The 22,749-nt window shown below is 42.5% G+C and carries 21 protein-coding genes; 7 read left to right on the top strand and 14 right to left on the bottom strand.

Going from position 1 to position 22,749, the window contains the following annotated elements; genetic code table 11:
• Nucleotides 1-63: 63 nt before the first annotated feature.
• The 3 genes from Q0688_RS26430 to Q0688_RS26420 form a co-directional block, all read right to left on the bottom strand.
• Complete coding sequence (locus tag Q0688_RS26430; protein WP_299084712.1) at nt 64-582, bottom strand: AAA family ATPase; 519 nt, start codon at nt 580-582, stop codon at nt 64-66.
• On the bottom strand, nt 575-1,066 hold the full coding sequence (locus Q0688_RS26425) for a DUF3592 domain-containing protein (RefSeq protein WP_299084709.1): 492 nt from the start codon (nt 1,064-1,066) through the stop codon (nt 575-577). The genes Q0688_RS26430 and Q0688_RS26425 overlap by 8 nt, the downstream gene beginning before the upstream one ends.
• A 64-nt stretch (nt 1,067-1,130) precedes the next feature.
• A complete protein-coding gene (locus tag Q0688_RS26420) occupies nt 1,131-3,116 on the bottom strand; it encodes an acyltransferase family protein (RefSeq protein ID WP_299084706.1) in 1,986 nt (661 codons plus the stop codon).
• 603 nt (nt 3,117-3,719) lie between these two features.
• Between Q0688_RS26420 and Q0688_RS26415 the strand changes: the two genes are divergently transcribed.
• Nucleotides 3,720-3,860, top strand: a complete 141-nt coding sequence (locus tag Q0688_RS26415) for a hypothetical protein (protein ID WP_299084703.1) — start codon at nt 3,720-3,722, stop codon at nt 3,858-3,860.
• A 192-nt stretch (nt 3,861-4,052) separates the two neighbouring features.
• Here Q0688_RS26415 and dbpA read toward each other — a convergent pair whose 3' ends face one another.
• The 4 genes from dbpA to Q0688_RS26395 all read right to left on the bottom strand — a co-directional run bounded on the left by dbpA (nt 4,053) and on the right by Q0688_RS26395 (nt 7,789).
• The gene (gene dbpA, locus Q0688_RS26410) at nt 4,053-5,432 is read right to left on the bottom strand and encodes an ATP-dependent RNA helicase DbpA (protein WP_299084700.1); all 1,380 of its coding nucleotides are present in this window, start codon (nt 5,430-5,432) and stop codon (nt 4,053-4,055) included.
• Nucleotides 5,425-6,228, bottom strand: a complete 804-nt coding sequence (locus Q0688_RS26405) for an ABC transporter substrate-binding protein (RefSeq protein WP_299084697.1) — start codon at nt 6,226-6,228, stop codon at nt 5,425-5,427. Before Q0688_RS26405 ends, dbpA begins: the two co-directional genes overlap by 8 nt.
• A gap of 43 nt (nt 6,229-6,271) precedes the next feature.
• Nucleotides 6,272-7,303, bottom strand: coding sequence for a dihydroorotase (gene pyrC, locus Q0688_RS26400; RefSeq protein ID WP_299084694.1), 1,032 nt, complete (start codon nt 7,301-7,303; stop codon nt 6,272-6,274).
• 150 nt (nt 7,304-7,453) lie between these two features.
• Nucleotides 7,454-7,789 (bottom strand): zinc ribbon domain-containing protein YjdM, encoded by a 336-nt coding sequence (locus Q0688_RS26395; RefSeq protein ID WP_299084691.1) that lies wholly within the window; start codon nt 7,787-7,789, stop codon nt 7,454-7,456.
• A 194-nt stretch (nt 7,790-7,983) separates the two neighbouring features.
• On the opposite strand from Q0688_RS26395, the gene Q0688_RS26390 reads away from it, so the two are divergent.
• Nucleotides 7,984-8,739 (top strand): hypothetical protein, encoded by a 756-nt coding sequence (locus Q0688_RS26390; protein ID WP_299084688.1) that lies wholly within the window; start codon nt 7,984-7,986, stop codon nt 8,737-8,739.
• A 5-nt stretch (nt 8,740-8,744) separates the two neighbouring features.
• Here the strand turns inward: Q0688_RS26390 and Q0688_RS26385 are convergent, their stop codons facing one another.
• The 3 genes from Q0688_RS26385 to Q0688_RS26375 form a co-directional block, all read right to left on the bottom strand.
• On the bottom strand, nt 8,745-9,419 hold the full coding sequence (locus Q0688_RS26385; RefSeq protein WP_299084685.1) for a nitroreductase family protein: 675 nt from the start codon (nt 9,417-9,419) through the stop codon (nt 8,745-8,747).
• A 75-nt stretch (nt 9,420-9,494) separates the two neighbouring features.
• Nucleotides 9,495-9,719 (bottom strand): LytTR family DNA-binding domain-containing protein, encoded by a 225-nt coding sequence (locus tag Q0688_RS26380; protein WP_299084682.1) that lies wholly within the window; start codon nt 9,717-9,719, stop codon nt 9,495-9,497.
• A gap of 110 nt (nt 9,720-9,829) precedes the next feature.
• A complete protein-coding gene (locus tag Q0688_RS26375) occupies nt 9,830-11,434 on the bottom strand; it encodes an ABC-F family ATPase (protein ID WP_299084679.1) in 1,605 nt (534 codons plus the stop codon).
• A gap of 191 nt (nt 11,435-11,625) precedes the next feature.
• On the opposite strand from Q0688_RS26375, the gene Q0688_RS26370 reads away from it, so the two are divergent.
• Complete coding sequence (locus tag Q0688_RS26370; RefSeq protein ID WP_299084677.1) at nt 11,626-13,812, top strand: acylase; 2,187 nt, start codon at nt 11,626-11,628, stop codon at nt 13,810-13,812.
• Between the two features lie 28 nt (nt 13,813-13,840).
• On the opposite strand, the gene Q0688_RS26365 is transcribed toward Q0688_RS26370, so the two are convergent.
• The 4 genes from Q0688_RS26365 to hutI all read right to left on the bottom strand — a co-directional run bounded on the left by Q0688_RS26365 (nt 13,841) and on the right by hutI (nt 18,030).
• The gene (locus Q0688_RS26365) at nt 13,841-14,272 is read right to left on the bottom strand and encodes a 3TM-type holin (protein ID WP_299084673.1); all 432 of its coding nucleotides are present in this window, start codon (nt 14,270-14,272) and stop codon (nt 13,841-13,843) included.
• An 8-nt stretch (nt 14,273-14,280) separates the two neighbouring features.
• Nucleotides 14,281-15,660 (bottom strand): N-acetylmuramidase domain-containing protein, encoded by a 1,380-nt coding sequence (locus tag Q0688_RS26360; protein WP_299084670.1) that lies wholly within the window; start codon nt 15,658-15,660, stop codon nt 14,281-14,283.
• 205 nt (nt 15,661-15,865) lie between these two features.
• Nucleotides 15,866-16,813, bottom strand: coding sequence for a formimidoylglutamase (gene hutG, locus Q0688_RS26355; protein ID WP_299084667.1), 948 nt, complete (start codon nt 16,811-16,813; stop codon nt 15,866-15,868).
• A 5-nt stretch (nt 16,814-16,818) separates the two neighbouring features.
• A complete protein-coding gene (gene hutI / locus Q0688_RS26350) occupies nt 16,819-18,030 on the bottom strand; it encodes an imidazolonepropionase (RefSeq protein ID WP_299084663.1) in 1,212 nt (403 codons plus the stop codon).
• A 101-nt stretch (nt 18,031-18,131) separates the two neighbouring features.
• On the opposite strand from hutI, the gene hutC reads away from it, so the two are divergent.
• The 4 genes from hutC to Q0688_RS26330 all read left to right on the top strand — a co-directional run bounded on the left by hutC (nt 18,132) and on the right by Q0688_RS26330 (nt 22,743).
• The gene (gene hutC / locus Q0688_RS26345; protein WP_299084660.1) at nt 18,132-18,863 is read left to right on the top strand and encodes a histidine utilization repressor; all 732 of its coding nucleotides are present in this window, start codon (nt 18,132-18,134) and stop codon (nt 18,861-18,863) included.
• A gap of 9 nt (nt 18,864-18,872) precedes the next feature.
• Nucleotides 18,873-20,540 carry a urocanate hydratase gene (gene hutU / locus Q0688_RS26340; RefSeq protein WP_299084657.1) on the top strand — a complete coding sequence of 556 codons (1,668 nt, stop codon included), beginning with the start codon at nt 18,873-18,875 and terminating at the stop codon, nt 20,538-20,540.
• 11 nt (nt 20,541-20,551) lie between these two features.
• Nucleotides 20,552-22,072: a histidine ammonia-lyase gene (gene hutH / locus Q0688_RS26335; RefSeq protein WP_299084654.1), complete on the top strand. Its 1,521-nt coding sequence runs from the start codon at nt 20,552-20,554 to the stop codon at nt 22,070-22,072.
• Between the two features lie 119 nt (nt 22,073-22,191).
• Entirely contained in the window at nt 22,192-22,743 is a 552-nt protein-coding gene (locus Q0688_RS26330; protein ID WP_299084740.1) for a MarR family transcriptional regulator, read from the top strand.
• Nucleotides 22,744-22,749: the final 6 nt, after the last annotated feature.

Here is a 22,749-nt window from a genome sequence, read left to right as displayed (position 1 = left end):
ACAGATTTATTGATAAGTTTGCCAAGTAATAAATCTCAATTTCATATCTTTGACTACTTGTCATCAATATTTGATAGCAAGTAGTTCAAACAACTTGTCTATAGATTGATGCCTGTTTTGAGCGGCAGTATCTATTGTAGTGACCTTATGATCCCAACTCTGATATTCCCGTTCTAGAACTTGCTTCCATGAAGGTAAAATTAAATTTGAAATACTGGATTGACGAGTCTCGACTCTACGTTGATGCTCGTCTTTATCAGAACAGATTATTTCAATATCAACAAAATTAAGACTAAGTCCTAACGCTACTTGTTGCCATGCTATTCTTGATTCCGCGACTGAATTACACGAATCTGCAACTACCGACAAACCGTGTTCTAAGTTGTCATTCGCCAGTTTGAATGCCAGTTGATACCCTTGGTCATAAACCTCGGTTTGATAAAGATCTCTAAGTCCTTGTTCCAAAACATCGACCCGCAAATATGTGGCACCAACTTGTTTAGCTAAAGCAGAAGCCAAAGTACTTTTACCGACTCCAGGTAGCCCAGAAAAAATATAAAGAACAGGTACTGCTTTATCCATAAAATTCTAACCAAAAACCAAATGCGGGAAGTAAACCGATTAAAACTGTCACAAAAACACCCAATTTGCTGGGTAAAATAAGCCAACTTTTTTCCGGATTAGACGGTTTGTAATAAATAGATAAACGACCATCAGATGTGACATCAATTTTAGAAAGTTGCTTTTTTAATACAAACTGGGCGTTATGACTGGCAACTATTACCCAAGGTGAAATGCGTTTTCCTTGATAAGTTTTACCCTGTACTTGATAAGAATAAAGCACACCGGCTTGGTAATTCTGGTCAGACAAAACGACCGCAGCACCTAACTTTTCCACACCAGAGTGAATTAACTGCCCAGTTGTAGAAGGCCAAGTACGCACTAGTAATTGAAATATGACTGAATAGCTACACAAAGTAAAAGTATAAAACGCCGCCCAAAACCAAACACCTTGAGTTTTGCCTTGCAAAGCCAATTCCCACATTTGTTGAATGTAATCAAACATTTGAAACAAACTCCGTGCTTAATTTAAGTGAGCGAATTATAAGGACAGTCAATTTATTGAATTTTTAGTCCTTTAATGGGTTAATTCTTTTTTTGATAAACGAAAACGGTGCGAATACTCCGGTCTCATCCAATATATTCCGACCCAACTTCCAAGAACCGGGCATGGATAGGTGATACTTATCGAAATACAATACGACGTTTTCATTATCTTGGGCCTTGCATACCCCGTCTTTACAGAGGTAATCATTGAAATCTGCATACTCGACATTAGGGTATTGCTGTGCCAATCGTCTCAACGTTGCATTAATATCTTGTGCTTCTTGACTTAACTCGACAGCTTCAACATTACAATTTATAAAAGGATAGCTAAGGGATTTTTCCTCGCACCAACGGTCAAAGGAAGGAAAAGCGGCAATTTCTCCTAATAAAATAATTATTTTATCGTTTTCGGCTAGCAAATGAAGTGTTTCAGTGAAAACATCGATGAAGGTATCTGACTTCCACATATAAAACGACCAAGCAGCAGAAATAATAATTACATCATACTTTTTCACCTCCTGCTGCATAATAACTTTAGAAGCTTGGCAATCCGCTAAACGTTGTGGCTGAGTAAAGCGGGACTCATCGCCAAACACTGGAGGGCAAGCTCCAACCTGTAAATTTTTGAATGCAAACTTATCTTCTATTGCCAATGAAGCAAGGGTACCTACATAATGACTTGCCATAGAATCTCCCCATAACAACACACGTGGCATTGTGTTGTTTCTTTGATACCCTACAACACAGTTTGCATTGCTCAGATCTACTGGGCTTAGGCGTGATCGCTGACATACATACTCATATTTATAGGAAGGGGCCCGCTGACTACGTAATTGAGATACTTGCTGATTATAACCATCACTGAACCACCGCAAGCCAAATCCGTCAATTTTCATACAAAGTAAAGCCAGACAGAGTATCGCCACTGAAGGAAAAATCAAATAACCACGAAAGACAGAAGATGGCGATACATTATTACGCCTCAAAGGCTGCTCGATAAAAGCGTAACTGAAATAAGCTAATAGCAGGATAAGAGCAAATAATAATAACGACACGAATACAGATATTTCGTGGTGCCCATAACGATAAAACGCTAATACCGGCCAATGCCAAAGATATGCAGAGTAAGAGATCAACCCAATCCCAACCAGATAGTTGTGGCTCAACACCCTTGTAGGGACTGAATCACCAGCATAACCCGAAAAGATGAGTAGCGCGGTGCCTAATGTTGGCAGTAGTGCTGCAAAACCGGGAAAAATCATTTCCTCATTAAGTAAAACAAAAGACCCCGCCAGAATAATACCCCCTGCATATGCACAGAGCGTCGTCCAGGCATTAGGAGCAGCTAATTTGCTGTTTTCAGATAGTAACCAAGCGAGTATCGCCCCTCCCAACAACTCCCCCACCCTGCTGGGTAACATGTAATAAGTAAAGGATGGGGCAGAATGAAAAAATAATTGGCCCAATAAAAATGACAACAAAGCAATGATTAATAACAGGCTAAGGGACAAGCGGACTGATTTTAAGCTGAACAGCAAAACCATAGCCAAAGGCCACAATAAATAAAATTGTTCTTCTACACCCAATGACCATAAGTGCAGTAAGGGGAGTTGCTCACTCGACGCGGCAAAATAATTGCTATTCTCAAATAACCAAAAGTAAACATTTGCTAAGCTGAGCAGCGACCAAATTGACGATTCAGCAACTTTTTCTGCATCTTCTGGCCTTAGTATGAATTGCGCAAAAATTAATGTCGTTGTCACAACAACCAGCATCGCTGGCATGATCCGTCTAATTCTTTGTTTATAAAACCCACTAAACGAAAACGTCTGATTTTGAAGTTCTTGCAATATGCGTTGCGAGATCAGAAACCCAGAAATAACGAAAAAGATATCGACACCAATAAACCCGCCAGGAAGCCAGCTTTTATTGAAGTGATACACGATAATAGACAGCACTGCGATGCCTCTCAGCCCATCAATGTCCTTTCGATATTGTGATGTTAACAACGCTTACTTGCTCCTGTAAGTGGCTACCTTATGCCCTTAGAAAATAGCACGTCCTCTCAATGAAAATTTACTATACATAGAATCCGCTCTTGCTTAAACCCATTACAAAACGACTATTTAGCTAATAAAATCTTGCCAACATTTATCGTGCAACAGTAAAAATGGGGAAACTTTATTTTAAGTACCTAGGCATTATTCTCTATTTAACGGATGTTTGGTGTCCTTTTCTGCTGAATCCGCAATACGCTACTCATACCATTCCGCATAAAGAAGTGACCACTGAGGTATCACAAGTCATCTCACATTTAAGATAGTTGTTGCTTCTATAATTCACCAAGGAGATAGCGGGGGATAGATTTACTGAGGTTTATTCAACTTAGATTCAAACGCAAAAAATAATCCTGAGTCCGTACTTAAAGAAATCCGATTAAGATAATTTAATAACAGTATTTCACCTTCTGCTCCTCGATCTGAGCTGCTACTAAGAAACCTAAATAAGAGTGACATTCATGTCTGGCCAAAAAAACATCATTCGCTTTTTCAGCAACGAATTACCAAAAATTAAACGGATTACTGGGAACAGAGCAGGATTAAATCAAAATTATGATGACAGTCATCTTATCTCGGCCCTACGCCAAAAAAGCCTTCAACAATCCAGCATACGACACACTCAACCCAATAAATAAGGCTTTGGTTGACAAAGCAGTGGGATCAGAGAAAGAAAATGTATTTATACCTAAATAGGCAGATTGAGAACTCAGATTACAATTACATAGCACCTAAGGTAAGGAAACAATCTAGAAAAAACAACAGAGTTAGATAATTGGTTAATTTGACTCAGACCCAGAGGGATCCCCACGAATATTCAATCATTGGAAACAAACTCTCTACATTTTCTTTTACTCGAAACTCGCAGCTATTAGCTCCAAGTTGCTTTTAACTCAACTTTCTAGCTTTAAACTTACGCCCTTTCAATTTGCCTTCGTTAAACTGTTTCAGTGCTCGTTTAACACTGCGAGTTTTCACCGCTACATAAGTATGAGTTGCGGTTACATTGATTTTACCTATATCGCTACCATCAATGTCAGCATCTTTGGTTAACGCACCTAAGATATCACCAGGGCGGATTTTGCTTTTTTTACCGCCGTCTATACATATAGTGGCAAACTCAGGCTGTATAAGGCGATTGGCGTGAAAACGCAGTGCTTGTATACCAGTCCACTTAATTTTGGCTTTTTGATAATCTTCAATGGCATTGGCGCGGTGCATTTCTTTGGGCGTGCACAAAGTTAAGGCCAAGCCTTTTGCATCGGCGCGGCCAGTTCGCCCAATGCGGTGAATATGTACTTCGGGATCCGGGGTAATCTGATAACTGATCACCGCATTGACTTCTTTAATGTCTAACCCACGAGACGCCACATCTGTTGCCACTAAAACGGCCACACTGCGATTTGAGAAACGAGTTAACACTTGAGTCCTATCCCGCTGCTCTAGATCACCATGTAAAGCCAATGCTGATACACCTAGGGCAGTGAGTTCATCGGCTACTTCCTGACAGGCTATTTTAGTATTACAAAAAACTATGGCAGATTCGGCTTGGTAATGGCTTAACATGGCCGCTACTGCTTTGACGCGATGTGGCTCTTCCACTTCAAAAAAGAGCTGTTCGATACTGTTGGTTTCGTGCGTGGCCTCAACGCTAACTTCCAAAGGATTACGCTGCACGTCACGGCTGATTTGCGCGATAGTGTCGGGATAAGTCGCTGAAAATAACAAGGTTTGGCGGTCGAGTGGCACGGCATCAATTACCTTGGCCATTTCGACTTCGAAACCCATATCCAACATTCTGTCGGCTTCGTCGAGTACTAAGGTATTCACTTCACTTAAATCTAAACGCTGGCGAAATAAGTGATCCATGATGCGCCCTGGCGTGCCTACAATAATGTGTGCGCCATGCTCTAACGAACCAATTTGTGGTCCAATAGGCGTACCACCACACAAAGTGAGCACTTTAATATTGTGGATCCCACGGCCCAATTTACGGATCTCTAACGCTACTTGCTCGGCTAACTCACGGGTTGGGCACATAACGAGTGCTTGCACTCGAAATCGTTTCACTTTTAAGTTATGCAATAAACCTAAACCAAAAGCAGCAGTTTTTCCGCTACCTGTTTTGGCCTTTCCAACCACATCTTTGCCTGCAATGATGGCAGGCAAGCTCATAGCTTGGATCTCGGTCATTTCTTTGAAGCCCATAGACTCTAAATTATCGAGCAAGGCATTATTGAGACCTAATGACGCAAATTCTTTATTCAAAATATTCTCTTTTGTTGACGTGAGTTTCTATAATGTCGTCTAACTCACCTGTACGTTTAATGTTACTCAAAGCCTGATTAATCTCTGACATCTTCGAACCCCACTTTTTATTAAACATAAAGGCCACTTTAGCTTGATCGAGCGGTTTAGGTGAGCGCCAAATATTACGTTCAATACCTAAACTGTTTTTCATCCAACTCGCTCGATATTCATTGGTATAAAGTAAATCGCAGCGTTCTTTTAACAATATTTTTATTAAAGAAACTTGACTAGACACCCTGACAGTTCTGGTTGTTTGGGCCTCTTCTTTTCCTAATATTTGATTTAGGCTTGGATACAAATAATCTTGGCGAAGACAAATACTCTTATTTCTTAACCAATCTATAGGTTCATCACTTTTAGAAAATGGTAGTAAACTATAAAAAAACTCTCGAGTTAAAAAAACAGACTCGGAGAATATCAGTTGTTCTTTATTTTTGACCCAATCCGGTGATAACCAAGTAAAATCAGCTTTACCATCAATAATTAGCTGTTCTAATCCTTTTCTTCCGGTTGGGATGTAAACTAATTCAAGATTTAATTCGCGACTTAATGCTTGTGCCAAACTAGGAAAAATGCCCTGATAACCTGAATTCGGAGAAGGGTATATATAAGGTGGCTCTTCTATATAAAGAACCGCCACACGTAGCACCTGAGCAGGTTTAGCGCACAGCTCTGTCATCCAAAAGACTGATAGCAAAATCACACCTACTACAAACAACTTTTGCCTTTGAATGGATAACGAAATTTTATACAAACTTACGCCTCTACATTAAACTTATTAGTAAAAAAATCAGATATTAGGCTAACTTCCAATTCACTGCTTGTCCTGCAAAAAATGGCACTATTGCCTCTCCATTTGGCAAAGTCACCGTTTCTGGCACTGTCCATTGTTGTTTCACTAAAGTGAGCTTAGATGTGTTTCGAGGCAACCCATAAAAGTCAGCCCCGTGAAAACTCGCAAATCCTTCTAACTTGTCTAATGCATCCAACTCGTCAAATACTTGGGTATAAAGCTCTAAAGCACTCCATGCGCTATAACACCCAGCACAGCCACAAGCGTTTTCTTTGGCCATTTTAGCATGGGGGGCAGAATCAGTACCCAAGAAAAATTGTTTTGAGCCACTCGCCACTGCTTTTCGGAGCGCGTTTTGGTGGGTACTGCGTTTTAATACGGGCAAACAATAATTATGAGGTCTAATCCCCCCTACCAGCAAATCATTTCGGTTTAACAACAAGTGTTGCGGTGTGATAGTGGCTGCAACCTTATGACTACTGCTTAAGACAAACTCTGCCGCATCGCGGGTGGTAATATGTTCAAATACCACTTTTAATGCCGGAAAATCTTTGACTATTTTCGCCATATATTGATCGATAAAAACTTTTTCACGATCAAAGATGTCTACATGGTTTTCGGTTACTTCACCATGCACTAGCAGTAACATTCCTTGCTTTTGCATCTCTTCAAAAACAGGATATAAAGCTTCAATCCCACTCACCGCTTCGGCAGAATTTGTGGTCGCGCCAGCTGGATACAACTTGGCAGCGACTACACTTGCTTGCTTGGCGTCGATGATATCTTGTTGACTAGTTTGATTGGTTAGGTACAAGGTCATTAAAGGTTCAAAACGACTCCCTTCATTACGGGCATTTAAAATTCGATTTTTATATTCCATTGCCAATTTAGCGTTCACAATAGGAGGCACTAAATTAGGCATCACAATCGCCCGAGAAAAACACCTAGCAGTAGCAGGCACAGTTTCGCCAAGCATCTCGCCGTCTCTAAAATGTAAATGCCAGTCGTCTGGTGTAGTGATTGTAATCTGTTGCATTTGACCCCTGCTAAGTTGTGGGTAATAACCCAATTTTCTAGGCCGCAATTATGCCTTAAAATGCGTTTTAAAAACTAATATTCTGAGCACATTTTTTATGCGTTTTTGACTCCCTGCTAGCCACTCGAAGCTCGTCGCGAGCAGCTATTTTTATACTTTTTTAACAAACTGCGATTTAAGTTTCATCGCTCCAATCCCATCGATTTTACAATCGATATCATGGTCACCATCGACTAAACGAATATTTTTAACTTTAGTACCCACTTTAACTACAGATGACGAACCTTTAATTTTAAGATCTTTGATAACGGTAATAGTATCGCCATCAGTCAACACATTGCCGTTTGAATCTTTGATAACTTTTGTATCTTCATCTACTTCACCCGATTGAGGCCATTCGTGTGCACACTCTGGACACACATACATATCGCGGTCTTCATAGGTAAATGCAGAATTGCATTGAGGACATTGGGGCAAATCGCTCATGGAAAAATCCTTATGATAAATATACTAAATATAGTTAGCCTCAATTATCCGTACTTTGCCAAGTAATTACTAGCGGCAAACTCTTGATGAGTTGGAATTTTACTGGTTGCAGGCTAAGGTAAGGGCAAAAATAGCGCTATTTATAGGCGTTGCTATCCGGAACGGGTTTAACTAAAACTTAGTAGGAAATATTTATGAAAAAGGTACTTGGAATTTTTGTGTTAGTTATTTTGCTGATCGCTAGTGGTATTTACTACATATTTAGTGGCGCGGGGGATTTTATTGCGGCTCAAATAGAAAAACAAGGCAGCCAATACTTGGCAACACCTGTGTCAGTTTCCGCAGTGGAGCTTTCGTTAGCTGAGGGGCGTATGAGCATTATCGACTTGCATATAAAAAATCCTCAGGGATTTAACGATAAAGATGCATTGAGTGTCGATAACATCACCTTAGATTTGGGTAAAATCATCAACCAACCTTATGTTGTCCAGACAGTTAGCATAAATGCCCCCGAAGTCCTATATGAAGTAAATCAATCAGGTGAAGGTAACTTATTAGAATTAAAAAATAATTTAATTGCAAAACTTTCTGAATCAAAAAGTGAGCCACAAACCTCAGAGCAAGCAGCCGCCAACCCGCTAGTGATTGTCGAAAAGGTGGAGATCAGTAAGGTACGTCTAAAACTAGATTTTGAACAACTGCCTACAGGGGATCTAAAACTAGATACTAAATCTTACGAAATAACCTTACCTACATTTAGTGCTGGCTCAATTGGCCAACCAAATGGCATGCCAGCCAATCAAGTGGGTTTAGAAGTAGTTAAAGCCATGCTTGATAACGTTATTAAAGCCGCCAAAGCCGAAGCTAAAAAACGCCTAGCGGAACAAGCCAAGCAGAAAGTGCAAGATAAACTTAAAGATAAAGTAAAAGGGTTATTGAATAAGGATTAGTTTATCTACAAAAAGCTCAAAATCTCATTGAGTGGCTTTTTGTTACTCGCGTGGTGTGGCACTGTGGCTTCTTTGCTGGGATAACCAACAACTAAAAGCATGTATGGTCGTTCGTTATCTGGGCGGCCACATATTTTTGACAAGAAGCTCATGGGTTTTGGGGTGTGAGTTAGGGTGACTAATCCTGAATGATGCAAGGCATTAATCAAAAAGCCTGTGGCGATCCCTACTGATTCGTGAACATAGTAATTGGTTTGTGTATTGCCATCTTCTTTTTCAGAATTTTTTTGACTGAAAATAGCAATCAGCCACGGAGCTTCTTCTAAATAGGGTTTATCGGCATCTGTACCTAAGGGTTTTAAAGCACCTAACCATTCGTCACCACCTCGCCCATCATAAAAGCCTCTCTCGTGGGCTTCGGCTTGCTCTCGTACTTGCGCCTTAACATCCTGTGAGTGAATCGCTACAAAGTGCCAAGGCTGGTGATTGGCTCCATTTGGCGCTGTGCCTGCCGATTTAATACAGTTTTCTATGATGGCTCTTGGTACCGCTTTGTCACTAAAACTACGAATACTATGGCGGCGTTTTATATCGGCATAAAACTGCTCAGATCGCGCCAGCATGTCGTCTAATGAATATTCAATAAAATCGTTTAATGGTGAAGCTTGGTGATTTTGCACTCGTCAATCCAGAACTAAATTTATATACCATTAATGTATTTGAAATGCGCGGGATTGGCTAGGCTGAGGGTGAATTTAGTAAGCATTGAGTGATTCTTTCACTTGCGGCATCATTCTGCGACTAACGGGTATGTGGGTATCGTTCGTCAAAATAAGATAACCGCTTTCACCATCACGTTTAAGGCTGACCACTTTATCAAGGTTAACAATATAGGAGCGATGTACCCGTACAAAAATGCTAGGCAATTGCTGCACAATACGTTTTAGACTACCGCTGAACAATAATTCCCTAGATTGCAATTTCAGCTCCACCTAATCACCAGATGCCTGACAGAAAAATATATCTTGGGTCGCTACATTTAAAGCAGACCTTGTCTTAGTATCTCTATCACAAGGTCCGTCCATTTTATTTACGCAACTTTTAGTGCCGCCTCTCTACTGGCTAGATATTCGTTGTATGTACCTTGGAAATTAATCACTTGGTGATCACAAATTTCAATCACGCGGGTGGCTAGTGAGGAAACAAATTGCCTATCATGACTCACAAAAATCAAAGTTCCATCGAACTTTTTCAAGGCGTTGTTTAAGGCTTCAATCGCTTCCATATCCATATGGTTGGTAGGTTCGTCCATTATCAGCACATTGATGTCCGTCATCATTAACTTACCAAATAACAAGCGGTTTTTCTCTCCGCCCGAACAAACTTTGGCTTTTTTGTTAAAGTCGTCGGCACTAAATAATAAACTGCCCAATAGACCTCGAACGGCTAAATCATCGTGTTTAGGGGTGCGCCACTGCGACATCCAATCGAATAGGCTAAGATCATTGTCAAAGTCGGCACTGCTGTCTTGCGGACAATAACCAATGCTGGCATTTTCAGACCACTTCACTACGCCGGCGCTGGCCTGCAGGTCGTCTACTAAGCAACGTAAAAATGTGGTTTTACCTACGCCATTTTCTCCTATTACTGCCAGCTTAGCGCCTGCTTCTAAAATCAAATCAGCGTTGTTAAACAGGGGTTTATCATCGAAACCATGGCCCATCTGTTCTAGTGTCAAAGCTTGGCGATGTAACTTTTTATGTTGTTTAAGGATGATTTTAGGGGTGCGACGGCTTGAGGATTTCACTTCGTCTAAGGTGATTTTTTCCATTCTTCTGGCGCGAGAAGATGCTTGTTTAGCCTTTGAAGCATTAGCCGAGAAACGATTAACAAAGGCTTGTAATTCGTCAATTTCAGCGCTTTTCTTGGCATTTTCGGTGTGTAATTGTTCTTGGATCAAAGAGGACGCGGCCTGATAGGCCTCATAATTACCGGGATAAATACGCAATTCGCCGTAATCGATATCGGCCATATGAGTACATACAGAATTCAAAAAGTGCCTGTCATGAGAAATGATAATCATGGTGCATTTACGTTCATTAAGCACCTCACCCAACCAATTGATAGTGTAAATATCCAAGTTGTTGGTGGGTTCATCTAAAAGCAAAATATCAGGATTTGAAAACAACGCTTGGGCCAGTAAAACCCGCAATTTCCAACCGGGTGCGACTTGTGACATCAATCCAAAATGATAATGCTCGGCGATACCTGCTTGTAACAGTATTTCACCGGCTCTGGCTTCTGCTGTATAGCCATCCATTTCAGCAAATTGGGTTTCTAACTCGGCCACATGCATCCCATCTGCTTCGCTCATTTCTGGCTTTGAGTAAATAGCGTCTCGCTCTTGCTTCACTTCCCAGAGCTTGGTGTCGCCCATAATCACAGTATCAACTACTGTAAATTCTTCAAAAGCAAACTGGTCTTGGCTCAATGTCCCTACTTTATCTCCTGGGGTAACAGATACGTTACCGGCACTGGGTATTAACTCACCACTGAGGATTTTCATAAAGGTGGATTTTCCACAGCCATTAGCACCAATTAGCCCATAACGATTGCCATGGCCAAATTTAGCCGAGATGTTTTCAAACAAAGGCTCAGCGCCAAATTGCATAGTGATATTTGCGGTAGAAATCAAAAGTAGCTCGTCCAGAAAAGTAAAGTGAATTTGAATTGTTTACCATCGAGCAAACAAAGGCCGCGCATCATACGGAAATACTGAATTGAAGTCGAGTTGAATTGGTGTTTATTTATACAAGCTGGTTTGATTGTACTTCGAATAACTGCTTGGTAGCATGATTAGGCAAGTTACTTTTTGACGGATTATTTATGAACTCTAGTACTAACCTTAAATTAATTGTTTTTTCGATATTTTTTATGGCTGCCTGTGCGTCTCCACCGCCGCCACCAAAGCCAATTAGCGAGATCGAGCGGCTAACCACAAGAGCAGAACAGGTTGAGATTATTCGTGATGACTTTGGCGTACCGCATATTTATGGTAAAACCGACGCCGACGCTGTATTTGGGTTGTTGTATGCGCAAGCCGAAGATGACTTTAAACGGGTTGAACGAAACTATATTTGGGCCATTGGGAGACTTGCAGAAGTAGAAGGTGAAAAAGCCTTATACAGTGATCTGCGGGCACGTTTGTTTATGACTATCCCTCAGGCAAAATTGGCCTATCAAAATGCGCCCGCTTCATTAAAAGCACTATGTGATGCCTTCGCCGATGGCCTAAACTATTACCTTGCCACCCACCCAAACGTTAAACCGGCTCTTTTGACGCGATTTGAACCTTGGATGCCGATGTTTTTCTCTGAAGGTTCAATTGGAGGTGATATCGAGCAAATTTCGGTTAAGGGTATCGAAGCGTTTTATGGCAGTAGATTGGCTAGCCCAGACAAAGTGGATACACATATGGCTGAACCAAGCGGTTCAAATGGCATCGCCATTTCGGGTAAGTTGACTCAGTCTGGTGATGCCATGCTACTTATCAATCCTCACACTTCTTTTTACTTTCGGCCCGAAGTCCATATGGTCAGCGAAGAAGGCTTAAATGCCTATGGTGCCGTAACTTGGGGCCAGTTTTTTGTATATCAGGGATTTAATGACAAAAATGGCTGGATGCACACCTCAACCAAAGTAGATTTTATGGATGAATATCTTGAAACCATTATTGAACAGGATGATGCATTATATTACTTATATGATGGCAACAAATTAAAGGTTGAAACTGCTGACATCACCTTAAAGTATCGTGACGCAGACACCTATAAGTATAAAACCTTCCCAAGTTATCGTACTCATCACGGTCCAGTCACCCATATGGAGAAAGGCCAATGGGTGACCACAAGAATAAATTGGACTCCAATTAGTGCGCTAATGCAGTCTTTTACTCGCACAAAAACCAGCAATCATGATGAATTTCGCAAGATGATGGATATGCGAACCAATTCATCTAACAACACAGTTTACGCGGATGCCGATGGTACTATTGCTTATTACCATGGTAATTTTATTCCAAGGCGAGATCCCAGTTTTGATTATTCACAGCCGGTTATTGGCTCTACTAAAGATACAGACTGGAATGGTCTTCATTCAGTAGAAGAAACAGTTCACATTGTTAATCCTGCTAACGGCTGGATCCAAAACGCCAATTCAACCCCCTTTACAGCAGCAGGTGAGTCTAGTCCTCGTGCTACGGATTACCCCACTTACATGGCACCCGACCCTGAAAATTTTAGAGGAATTCACGCAGTTCAAGTACTCAGTGAACAATCTGAGATTACCTTAGATAAACTAATTGAGATTGCCTACGATCCTTATTTACCAGGATTCAAATCCCTGATTTCTGGCCTTATCAGTGCTTATGATACTTATCATCGCGCGCCTGTAGGATTAGCTGAGCCTATTGAGCAATTGCGCCAATGGGATTATCGCGTATCGGTAGATTCTGTCGCCATGTCGCTGGCCCATTATTATGGCATGCAATACCTAAAAGACGGCCTGCGTCCAGAAGGTTACAGCTTGATGCAAACCATAGAACACTTTGGCACTGACTCATTACGCTCTGTGCGACTCAATATTTTTGAAAAGGCCATTGAAAAATTGACAGCAGATTTCGGAAAGTGGCAAACACCTTGGGGAGACATTAATCGACTACAAAGGCTTACTGGCGATATTGATTTACCAGTAGACGACAGTCAACCAAGCATTCCAATCGGTATGGCATCAGGACGTTGGGGAGCATTGGCCGCTTTTGGTGCTCGTAGTGTAAATGGCAGTAAAAAGCTATATGGATATAGAGGCAATAGCTTTGTGGCTGTGGTGGAATTTGGTGACAAGGTGAAGGCTAAATCGCTTTTGGCCGGCGGTCAGAGTGGCGATCCCACCTCTCCCCATTTTTACGATCAAGCTAAGCGTTACGCCCAAGGAAAATTTAAAGATGTAGCCTATTACAAAGAAGATGTGTTGCAACGAGCGGTTGAGCAATATCACCCAGGGAAGCGCCAATAATATTGGCGCATTAAGTCCCTAAGTGTTGTTAACCTTTGGCCATGCCGCTGTTTTTATCTTCGGCGGGGCGGGCTTTTAAGTATTGCTGGGTCATTTTTTCTGCAGAGCGACCCGCCACATAACCACCCAAGCCAATTTGCAACAAGGTCCATGCTTCTTTGGCGAGGGGGTTAGGTAACCAACCAAAGCTATCGAGCACCACTAACGCTAAAAATGTCAACATGGTAATGGGACGCCAGTTACGCTGTATCCATGATTGCCCCGTTGCTTCTGCTGTGATGATGGCGGTTTTACCCTCAAGCAGTTTAGTTTCGTAATCAATAACCTTGGCTAATAATTCATTTTCAACCGCCTTTATCTGAGCCTGAAGTTGCAGCTTTTCTTCATCGCTAGTATGGATATCATCAATCAATTTTACCGCTGGTTCAAAAATGTTACTGATAAAAGAAAAAACGTTCATATTCCCCCCTAGGAATGCATGTTTTTTATATTCGGCATTATCTTTTTGAATGCCATATAGTGTTGTTTGATTTTCTCGCCGTAGACTTTTTTCTGACCCTGACCGTTGTACATTCCGGCAAAATCTTCAAAGGCTAAATCTTGCAAATACTGCAGCATCTTGGGAGAGAAAAAGTCGAATAAGCCGTTTATTTGACCTTGAATACTAGCGGCGAAAGTATCAAACATTTCAACTTTGGATTGAAAGCCAATGCGCTCAAAATGAAACCCCATAATTTGTGGCGCCCCCATACTAATAGACAATATAGCTGCGTCTTCATCTAGCAAGCGGGCAAACTCAAAAACTTGCCATTCGTTGGTTTGATGACCATGAAACCTTTGCCACTCGCCACTGGGTTCTTTGCGCCACTGGTGACCTTGCCATACTTTATCGTTACTGTATCTGAAATGCTGCCGAAACTGTTGTGGGTTATGTTTACCCCAAAACTTCCAAAACTTATGATTTTCAAAACGAATAATCATGCGGTCGCTATTGTTTTGCTCAAAGCCTTTACCTGAACTTTCTACGCACAAAACGGCTAAAGCGCAGGCTACATCCAATTTTTTTTGTTTACTTAAATCGGTCAACAAAGCGCCCCATCTATTCCAAGTGGCGGCAACATTGCGCTGTTCGCTACTGCCTGTCACTGTTAATATAGTAGTAGGGGTTAGGCGAGACAGCATTTGGCCTTGCTGGGCAACGGGGATGACAACATCATCTTGATGGTCAGATAAAGCAATGGGATCTTCCTGAATGTCGTCTAAATCCTGTAGTGGCGTCAAGAATCGGCTGGCGACATAAGCTCGGTTGCCATTAAAACGAATCTGACTCCATTTTTGCTGCGTTGCTTCAACCCAAATTTTCCCGCCCATAGCGAGTTGACCCAATATATTGGCATTTAAAAGTGGCGCCGAACGCACATTTAAGATATCTGCACTCACTTTTGCATAGTAGCCCTTTGATACATATACCAAGTCAACAAAGCGAGCCGCCACAAAAGCCGTTGCCCCGTTAAATTCGATTTCTAACCAATGATTTAGGATCCCTAAGGTTTTAACGGATGCACCACGACTGATAGTCGCGAGTTGTTTGCCACTGGATGAAGGGGCTTGACGTACATTTAGTTTATGGGTGTTGACTGTGCCAACCAGCCTAGACAAGTCATTTACTGGCCTTAGATAATGAGACGAAACAAAGCCAAAGGCATTGTTATATTCAAGTTGCAACCAATTATCAAAAGGCCCATCGCCTTTCACCACCATGCCTTCTGTGAGTTGGCCAAGAATAGCGCCACTGGACGTGGGCATACTGCGGACATTAAGCAAAGATGTTGAAACTGCGCCTAACATCTTACTAAGCTCAATGAAATGTTTACAATAGTCTGGTAGGCCAAGTCATATTTCCTTAAATGCATAATTGGTACAGTTAAAGAATTAGCAGATATATTGAGGAATGCCATTCTAATCAAAGGAATAGCAAATTAAATTGGCGTTATACCAATTCATCCTAACAATTAGTCACTCAGAGGCAATCGTTAAAGGGGTGTGGCTACTCTTATTGAGCATGGCATCTTACCATCTCATGCACTAGGCGTGCCGCTAGCTTTGCGGTTCTGTTATCAATATCATAGTAAGGATTCATTTCGGCGATGTCTGTTAACCGCCAATTATAATGAAAAGAAGATTGTGACTGAGCAACCCAGCGCAACATATGGATCACAAACTCAACTGAAATACCCAATGCACTAGGAGCACTTACGCCAGGGGCACGATTTGCAGGGAAAGCGTCAAGGCAGACGGTGACATAGACTTCATCCACCTCATTTAACAGGGGTTCTAGTAGCGCTGTGGCAGCGTGAACATTGCAGTCGATATCCAGTAAATAACGGGTTTTAGTTTGTTTGGCATAATTAAACAGTGCACTGGTGTTGGACGATTCAGCTATACCTAAACAGGCATAATGAAACGACTGGCGCTGACTTTGGCAAAATTCTGCTATCTGTCTAAAAGGTGTGCCTGAGCTAGTTGTTTGCGCCGGATTACGCAGATCAAAATGTGCGTCAAAATTGACTATGCCAATTTTTTTGTTGGGCTGAGTGGCAAGATCGTGAACTAATCCTTGGTAACTGCCCCACGCAATTTCATGTCCGCCTCCCAGTCCAATAACAAGAGTATGCTCACTGAGATCTTTTGCAATTTGCTCAGCATAGGCTTTCTGGGCTGCAGGCAAACTTGTTTCTGCAAGTATATTGCCTGTATCGTATACATCACAATCTGCATGCCAAGCTAGGTTTGCTAGCGAATTCCGTATTGCAGTAGGACCTTTTGCGGCTCCCGCTCTACCTTTATTGGCGATAACACCTAAATCACATTCAAAACCAAGTAAACTGACACTTTTGTTATGCTGCTTTTTACCCATTACCTGATGCCAACGTAAGCCGTTTTGACCTTCTTCGCTATCTTCTCGGCCTTGCCATAGGTAGCTTTTATCTAATGTTTGCATGTGGTTTAACACTCCTTACCCGCAAACCACTTAGCTGCTGGTCTATGATGGTTAATGCCGTACACTAGCTCGGCAGGATGTTCGATATCCCATAAACATAAGTCTGCATCTAAGCCGGCTTTTATTTGGCCTTTGTTGGCAAGTCTTAAGGCCTGTGCGGCGTTTTTAGTTACCCCATAGAGCACTTCTTCTGGCGTTAAAGAAAACAATACACTGGCCATATTCATTATGGTTAACAGGGATGCTATGGGAGAACTACCAGGGTTGAGATCTGTGGCAATTGCCATAGGAATACTATGGGCTCTTAATGCAGCGACAGGGGGTTTTTGGCTTTCATTTAGATAATAAAACGCGCCGGGTAATAATACCGCCACAGTGCCAGATTGTTTTATTGCGGGAATATCCTTTGGATCTAAATATTCGATATGATCAACTGAAAGTGCATTAAATTCAGCCGCCAATTTGGCCCCTTTTAAATCTGAGAGTTGTTCAACGTGCGCTTTCACATTAAGTTGCTGAGCTTTTGCTGCTGCAAATATTTTGCGACTTTGTGCGGCTGAGAAGCCTATGCTTTCACAAAATACATCGACACAACTGGCAAGTTTTTGTTTGGCGACAACGGGGATCACTTGCTCACAAATAAATTGTACATAATCATCTGGGTTGCTGCGATATTCTTTCGGCACAGTGTGGGCACCAAGGTAGGTAGTTTCAATACTCACAGGCAAATGTTCAGCAATGCGTTTGGCCACCTTGAGCATTTTTAGCTCTGTATCCCTATCCAAACCGTAGCCTGATTTGACTTCAATACAAGTCACACCTTCTTCAGTCAATCTAGCCGCGCGTTTAATGGCATGGCTGAGCAGAGTTTGTTCGGATGCTGCTCTTGTGGCATTGACCGTACCTAATATACCACCGCCTTGTTGGGCTATTTCCGTGTAAGTTTTGCCTTGCAAACGTTGCTCGAACTCGTTGGCCCTGTTGCCACCATAAACCAGATGAGTGTGGCAGTCGATAAAACCAGGCAATAACCATTTATTTTCGCCATCGACGTTTTTGATGCTTTGATAGGTCGCGTCTAAAGCATCGAATATAGCCAGCACTTTGCCGTCTTTAATGGCAACAGAAGATTGAGAAAGTTGGCCGTAAGCTTGTCCATTGTTTTGCATTGAAGCAATGCGCACATTGTTTATTACCAGATCACACAATTCAGCCATGACTATTCTCTTAGCGTTTTGATATGAATTAGTTTACTCACACACACTTGTATATACAAGTGTGTTGCTATAGATTATACGCCATCTGAGCGGAGCGGTTAATGATGAATAAAAAATCCCCAGTGCAGGCCAGATTTGTACAAATAAAATCTGCTTTGCTTGACGAAATAGAGCGCGGTGAAATGTGCCCTGGAGACAAAGTGCTGTCAGAAAACCAATTAGCAGAAAGCTTTGGCGTTAGCCGCATGACGGCTAGGCGGGCGTTGACCGAATTAGTGACTGAGGGAATTTTAGTTCGCTCTCAGGGTCTAGGTACTTTTGTGTCTGATAGCAGGCCTATGAGTTCGATCCTTGAAATTCGCAGCATAGATGACGAAATTGTTCAGCGTGGACATAGTTATTCCAACCAAGTGTTAACTGTAGATAAAGTACTTGCGTCTGAACAACAAAGTGTTTGGTTAGGTGTTCAGGCAAATAGTGTGGTCTTTCAAACTAAGATAGTGCATAAAGAAAACGGCCTTGCCATTCAGTTAGAAGACCGCTTGGTTAACCCCACTTTGGCGCAGCAATATATTGAACAAGATTTTAAGCTTACTACGGCCAATCATTATTTAACGAAAATTGCTCCCCTTACTGAAGCTGATCATTCTGTTGAGGCCATTTTGCCCGACAATGAGTTAGCTCACATACTGGACATTCCTATTGCTCAACCTTGTTTGAAGATAAGTCGTCGCACCTATTCAAGCAAAGGAGTGGTGAGTTATGCCCGTTTATATCACCCAGGTAACCGCTACCGCATAGGCGGACACCTTGATTTTCATCACGCAGATTAGGAAATGATTATGAATCGACATGATCCCAAGCGCATTATTCGGGCACCTAGAGGCAAACAACTCAATGCTAAAAGCTGGCAAACAGAAGCGCCTCTTAGAATGTTAATGAATAACCTTGACTCGGAAGTGGCCGAACACCCACAGAGTTTAGTGGTATACGGAGGCATAGGTCGGGCAGCCAGAGATTGGCAAAGTTACGACAAAATAGTTGAAGTGTTAAAACGCCTCAATACCGATGAAACCTTGCTGGTACAAAGTGGCAAACCTGTAGGGGTGTTTCCTACTCACGAAAATGCCCCAAGAGTGATTATTGCTAACTCTAATCTAGTACCTCACTGGGCAAACTGGGAGCACTTTAATGAGTTAGATAAACAAGGGCTGATGATGTATGGGCAGATGACTGCAGGCTCTTGGATTTACATTGGTTCTCAAGGCATAGTGCAGGGCACTTATGAAACCTTTGTCAGTGTGGCCAAACAACATTTTGATGGCGAGGCGAAAGGCCGCTGGATATTAACAGGTGGCTTAGGTGGCATGGGCGGGGCACAACCATTGGCCGCCACTATGGCAGGGTTTTCTATGTTAGCCATTGAAGTGGACGAAAGCCGCATCGATTTTCGGATCAAAACCGGCTACTTAGATAAAAAAGCCGACAATCTCGACCACGCAATTGAACTAATCAATCAAGCCAAATTGGCGGGTGAAGCTATTTCTGTTGGTTTACTTGCTAATGCTGCGGATATTTTTCCTGAATTGGTAACACGCAATATCATCCCAGATGTGGTGACTGACCAAACCAGCGCCCACGATCCCTTAAACGGTTATTTACCAAAAGGCTGGAGTTTAGAAGAGGCCGCCAGCATACGTTTATCAGACGAATCTGCGGTGGTAAAAGCAGCCAAACAATCCATGGCCATACAAGTGAAAGCCATGTTAGCACTGCAAGCTAAAGGTGCAGTCACCTTAGATTACGGCAACAACATCAGGCAAATGGCTTTAGAAGAAGGTATAAAAAATGCCTTCGATTTTCCTGGCTTTGTACCTGCTTACATCAGGCCACTATTTTGCCAAGGCATAGGGCCATTTCGCTGGGTGGCTTTGTCTGGTGATCCTGAAGATATTTATAAAACCGATGCCAAGGTAAAAGAGCTGATACCCGATAATCCACAGCTGCATAACTGGTTGGATATGGCCAAAGAGCGCATTCAATTTCAGGGTTTGCCCGCCCGTATCTGCTGGGTGGGCTTAGGTGAAAGGCAAAAGTTAGGCTTGGCCTTTAATGAAATGGTGAGAACCGGTGAACTATCAGCGCCCATAGTCATAGGCCGCGATCACCTTGATTCAGGCTCTGTTGCTTCACCTAATCGTGAAACCGAAGCTATGCTAGATGGCTCAGACGCAGTCTCAGATTGGCCTATTCTTAACGCCATGCTCAACACAGCGGGCGGTGCGACTTGGGTAAGTTTGCATCACGGCGGCGGCGTGGGTATGGGCTTTAGTCAACATTCTGGTGTGGTTATTTTATGTGATGGGTCTGAAGAAGCGGATAAACGTATTGCTCGGGTGTTACATAACGACCCAGCTACTGGCGTGATGCGCCATGCAGATGCCGGTTATGATATCGCCAAAACCTGTGCTAAAAACAACAACCTAGACCTGCCCATGTTAGATATTTAGGAAAATAAGTAATGCAAAGTATTGTTATTGAACCGGGGCACCTCAGCCTTTCACAGTTGCGCGACGTGCAGCGACAGCACATCCCTATTACCTTGTCGCCCGAGGCTTCTAGCGCCATCCATAAGGCTGAGAAAATTGTATTAGACGTGATTGCCCAAGGCCGTACTGTATATGGTATCAACACAGGTTTTGGTTTATTGGCCAATACCAAAATTGAGGTATCTGAGCTCGAATTGCTGCAGCGCAGTATCGTGCTGTCTCACGCCGCTGGTATAGGCGACTTTATGACAGAAGACGTAGTACGTTTGTTAATGTTACTTAAAATCAATTCTCTATCTAGAGGGTACTCAGGAATTCGTTTACAGGTTATCCAAGCCTTGATCACCTTGTATAACAAAGAAGTCTATCCGGCTATTCCCGAAAAAGGCTCGGTGGGGGCCTCGGGGGATTTAGCGCCGCTGGCACATATGAGCGCGGTGTTATTAGGCGAAGGCGAAGTGATTTATCAAGGCACCAAAATCTCTGCACAACACGCCTTAAACATTGCCGGATTAGAAAAAATTGCCCTCGCCCCAAAAGAAGGTTTAGCCTTACTAAATGGTACGCAAGCGTCAACGGCATTTGCATTGAAGGGATTATTCAGCGCCGAAAATGCACTCTACAGTAGTATTGCTATTGGTGCTTTAAGTGTAGAAGCTGCTTTAGGCTCACGGGTGCCATTTGATAACCGTATTCATGCAGCCAGAGGTCATCAAGCACAAATAGACGTCGCCACGGCCTATCGGACTTTGTTAAAAGAGTCTAGCATTGGTCATTCACACGATCATTGTGAAAAAGTTCAAGACCCCTACTCATTGCGCTGCCAACCGCAAGTTTTGGGTGCATGTTTACAGCAGTTGCGCTTTGCTGCCGAGACCCTAATCATTGAAGCCAATGGCGTATCCGATAACCCCTTAGTATTTGCCGACAGCAGCGACATTCTCTCTGGAGGCAATTTTCACGCCGAAACCGTGGCGATGGCAGCCGACATGTTAGCCATTGCACTTTCAGAAATGGGCGCTTTATCTGAAAGACGAATGGCGCTCTTGATTGACTCACACCTCAGCGGTTTACCGCCATTTTTGGTAGACAACGGCGGTGTTAATTCAGGCTTTATGATTGCCCAAGTCACCAGCGCCGCCCTTGCCAGTGAAAACAAAACCTTAGCTCACCCCGCTTCTATAGATTCACTGCCTACATCGGCCAACCAAGAAGATCATGTCTCTATGGCAACCTTTGCGGGCAGACGTTTAGGGGATATTTTTGACAACGTAGCAGGCATTTTAGCCATCGAATGGTTAGCGGCCAGCCAAGGATTAGACTTTAGAGCCCCCCTTGAAACCAGTGACACACTCAAATCGGTGAAAGCACTGCTGCGCACTAGAGTCCCCTTTTACGACAAAGACAGGTATTTTTCACCCGACATTGAAGATGCCAAAAAGCTGATTGTTAATCGAAATCTGCTTGATATGGTCGACATTGCCCTGCTTTAATATTTTTCTTTTCTCCCTTAAGTTAGGCGGATAATTAGGTTTAGTTGTAAATACCTCTTGACCCAGCCAAGCAAACCTTTTAAAGTTTCAGTAATTACTGAAACTTTAAAAGGTTAATGATAAATATGACTCCGATGATCGAAACCTTCGTAATGCATTTTGGTGAGATGGGTAGCCGCTGGGGGTTTAATCGCACGGTTGGTCAAATGTATGCCTTGTTGGTGATCACCGAAGATCCCATGAGCGCCAATGAAATAGCGGAAACACTAAGTATCTCTCGTGGTAACGTGAGTATGGGTTTAAAGGAGTTACAGTCTTGGCGCCTTATTCAAATGCACCACAAAGCCGGAGATCGTAAAGAATATTTTCAAACCAATGGCAGTATTTGGGATATGGCCAACAGAGTATTTGAAGAGCGCCGTAAACGGGAAATGGATCCTACCCTATCGTTACTGCGGGATATTCTGCTAGACACCCCAGCAAACGAACAAGAACAACATGCTCAGGAAAAACTCCAAGAAGTACATGATCTACTAGAAGGCATCACTAAATGGTCAAGCGAGTTACAGCGGTTGAGCCCTGAGAAACTCGATGCGCTGATGAAATTGGGCTCAGGTGTTGGCAAGGTACTCAATATGAAAGACAAGCTGCTAAAGCGCAGTAATGAATAACGCAAG

Source organism: uncultured Paraglaciecola sp. (genome assembly GCF_937123705.1).
GTDB lineage: Bacteria > Pseudomonadota > Gammaproteobacteria > Enterobacterales > Alteromonadaceae > Paraglaciecola.
This window is presented reverse-complemented; position numbering and strand designations above follow the sequence as displayed.

Bases quoted from the DNA above. Each gene is read 5' to 3' on its own strand.
- Q0688_RS26430 (WP_299084712.1), bottom strand. From the start codon at position 582: ATGGATAAAGCAGTACCTGTTCTTTATATTTTTTCTGGGCTACCTGGA.
- Q0688_RS26425 (WP_299084709.1), bottom strand. From the start codon at position 1,066: ATGTTTGATTACATTCAACAAATGTGGGAATTGGCTTTGCAAGGCAAA.
- Q0688_RS26415 (WP_299084703.1), top strand. From the start codon at position 3,720: ATGATGACAGTCATCTTATCTCGGCCCTACGCCAAAAAAGCCTTCAAC.
- pyrC (WP_299084694.1), bottom strand. From the start codon at position 7,303: ATGCAACAGATTACAATCACTACACCAGACGACTGGCATTTACATTTT.
- Q0688_RS26395 (WP_299084691.1), bottom strand. From the start codon at position 7,789: ATGAGCGATTTGCCCCAATGTCCTCAATGCAATTCTGCATTTACCTAT.
- Q0688_RS26390 (WP_299084688.1), top strand. From the start codon at position 7,984: ATGAAAAAGGTACTTGGAATTTTTGTGTTAGTTATTTTGCTGATCGCT.
- Q0688_RS26370 (WP_299084677.1), top strand. From the start codon at position 11,626: ATGAACTCTAGTACTAACCTTAAATTAATTGTTTTTTCGATATTTTTT.
- Q0688_RS26365 (WP_299084673.1), bottom strand. From the start codon at position 14,272: ATGAACGTTTTTTCTTTTATCAGTAACATTTTTGAACCAGCGGTAAAA.
- Q0688_RS26360 (WP_299084670.1), bottom strand. From the start codon at position 15,660: ATGTTAGGCGCAGTTTCAACATCTTTGCTTAATGTCCGCAGTATGCCC.
- hutG (WP_299084667.1), bottom strand. From the start codon at position 16,813: ATGCAAACATTAGATAAAAGCTACCTATGGCAAGGCCGAGAAGATAGC.
- hutI (WP_299084663.1), bottom strand. From the start codon at position 18,030: ATGGCTGAATTGTGTGATCTGGTAATAAACAATGTGCGCATTGCTTCA.
- hutC (WP_299084660.1), top strand. From the start codon at position 18,132: ATGATGAATAAAAAATCCCCAGTGCAGGCCAGATTTGTACAAATAAAA.
- hutU (WP_299084657.1), top strand. From the start codon at position 18,873: ATGAATCGACATGATCCCAAGCGCATTATTCGGGCACCTAGAGGCAAA.
- hutH (WP_299084654.1), top strand. From the start codon at position 20,552: ATGCAAAGTATTGTTATTGAACCGGGGCACCTCAGCCTTTCACAGTTG.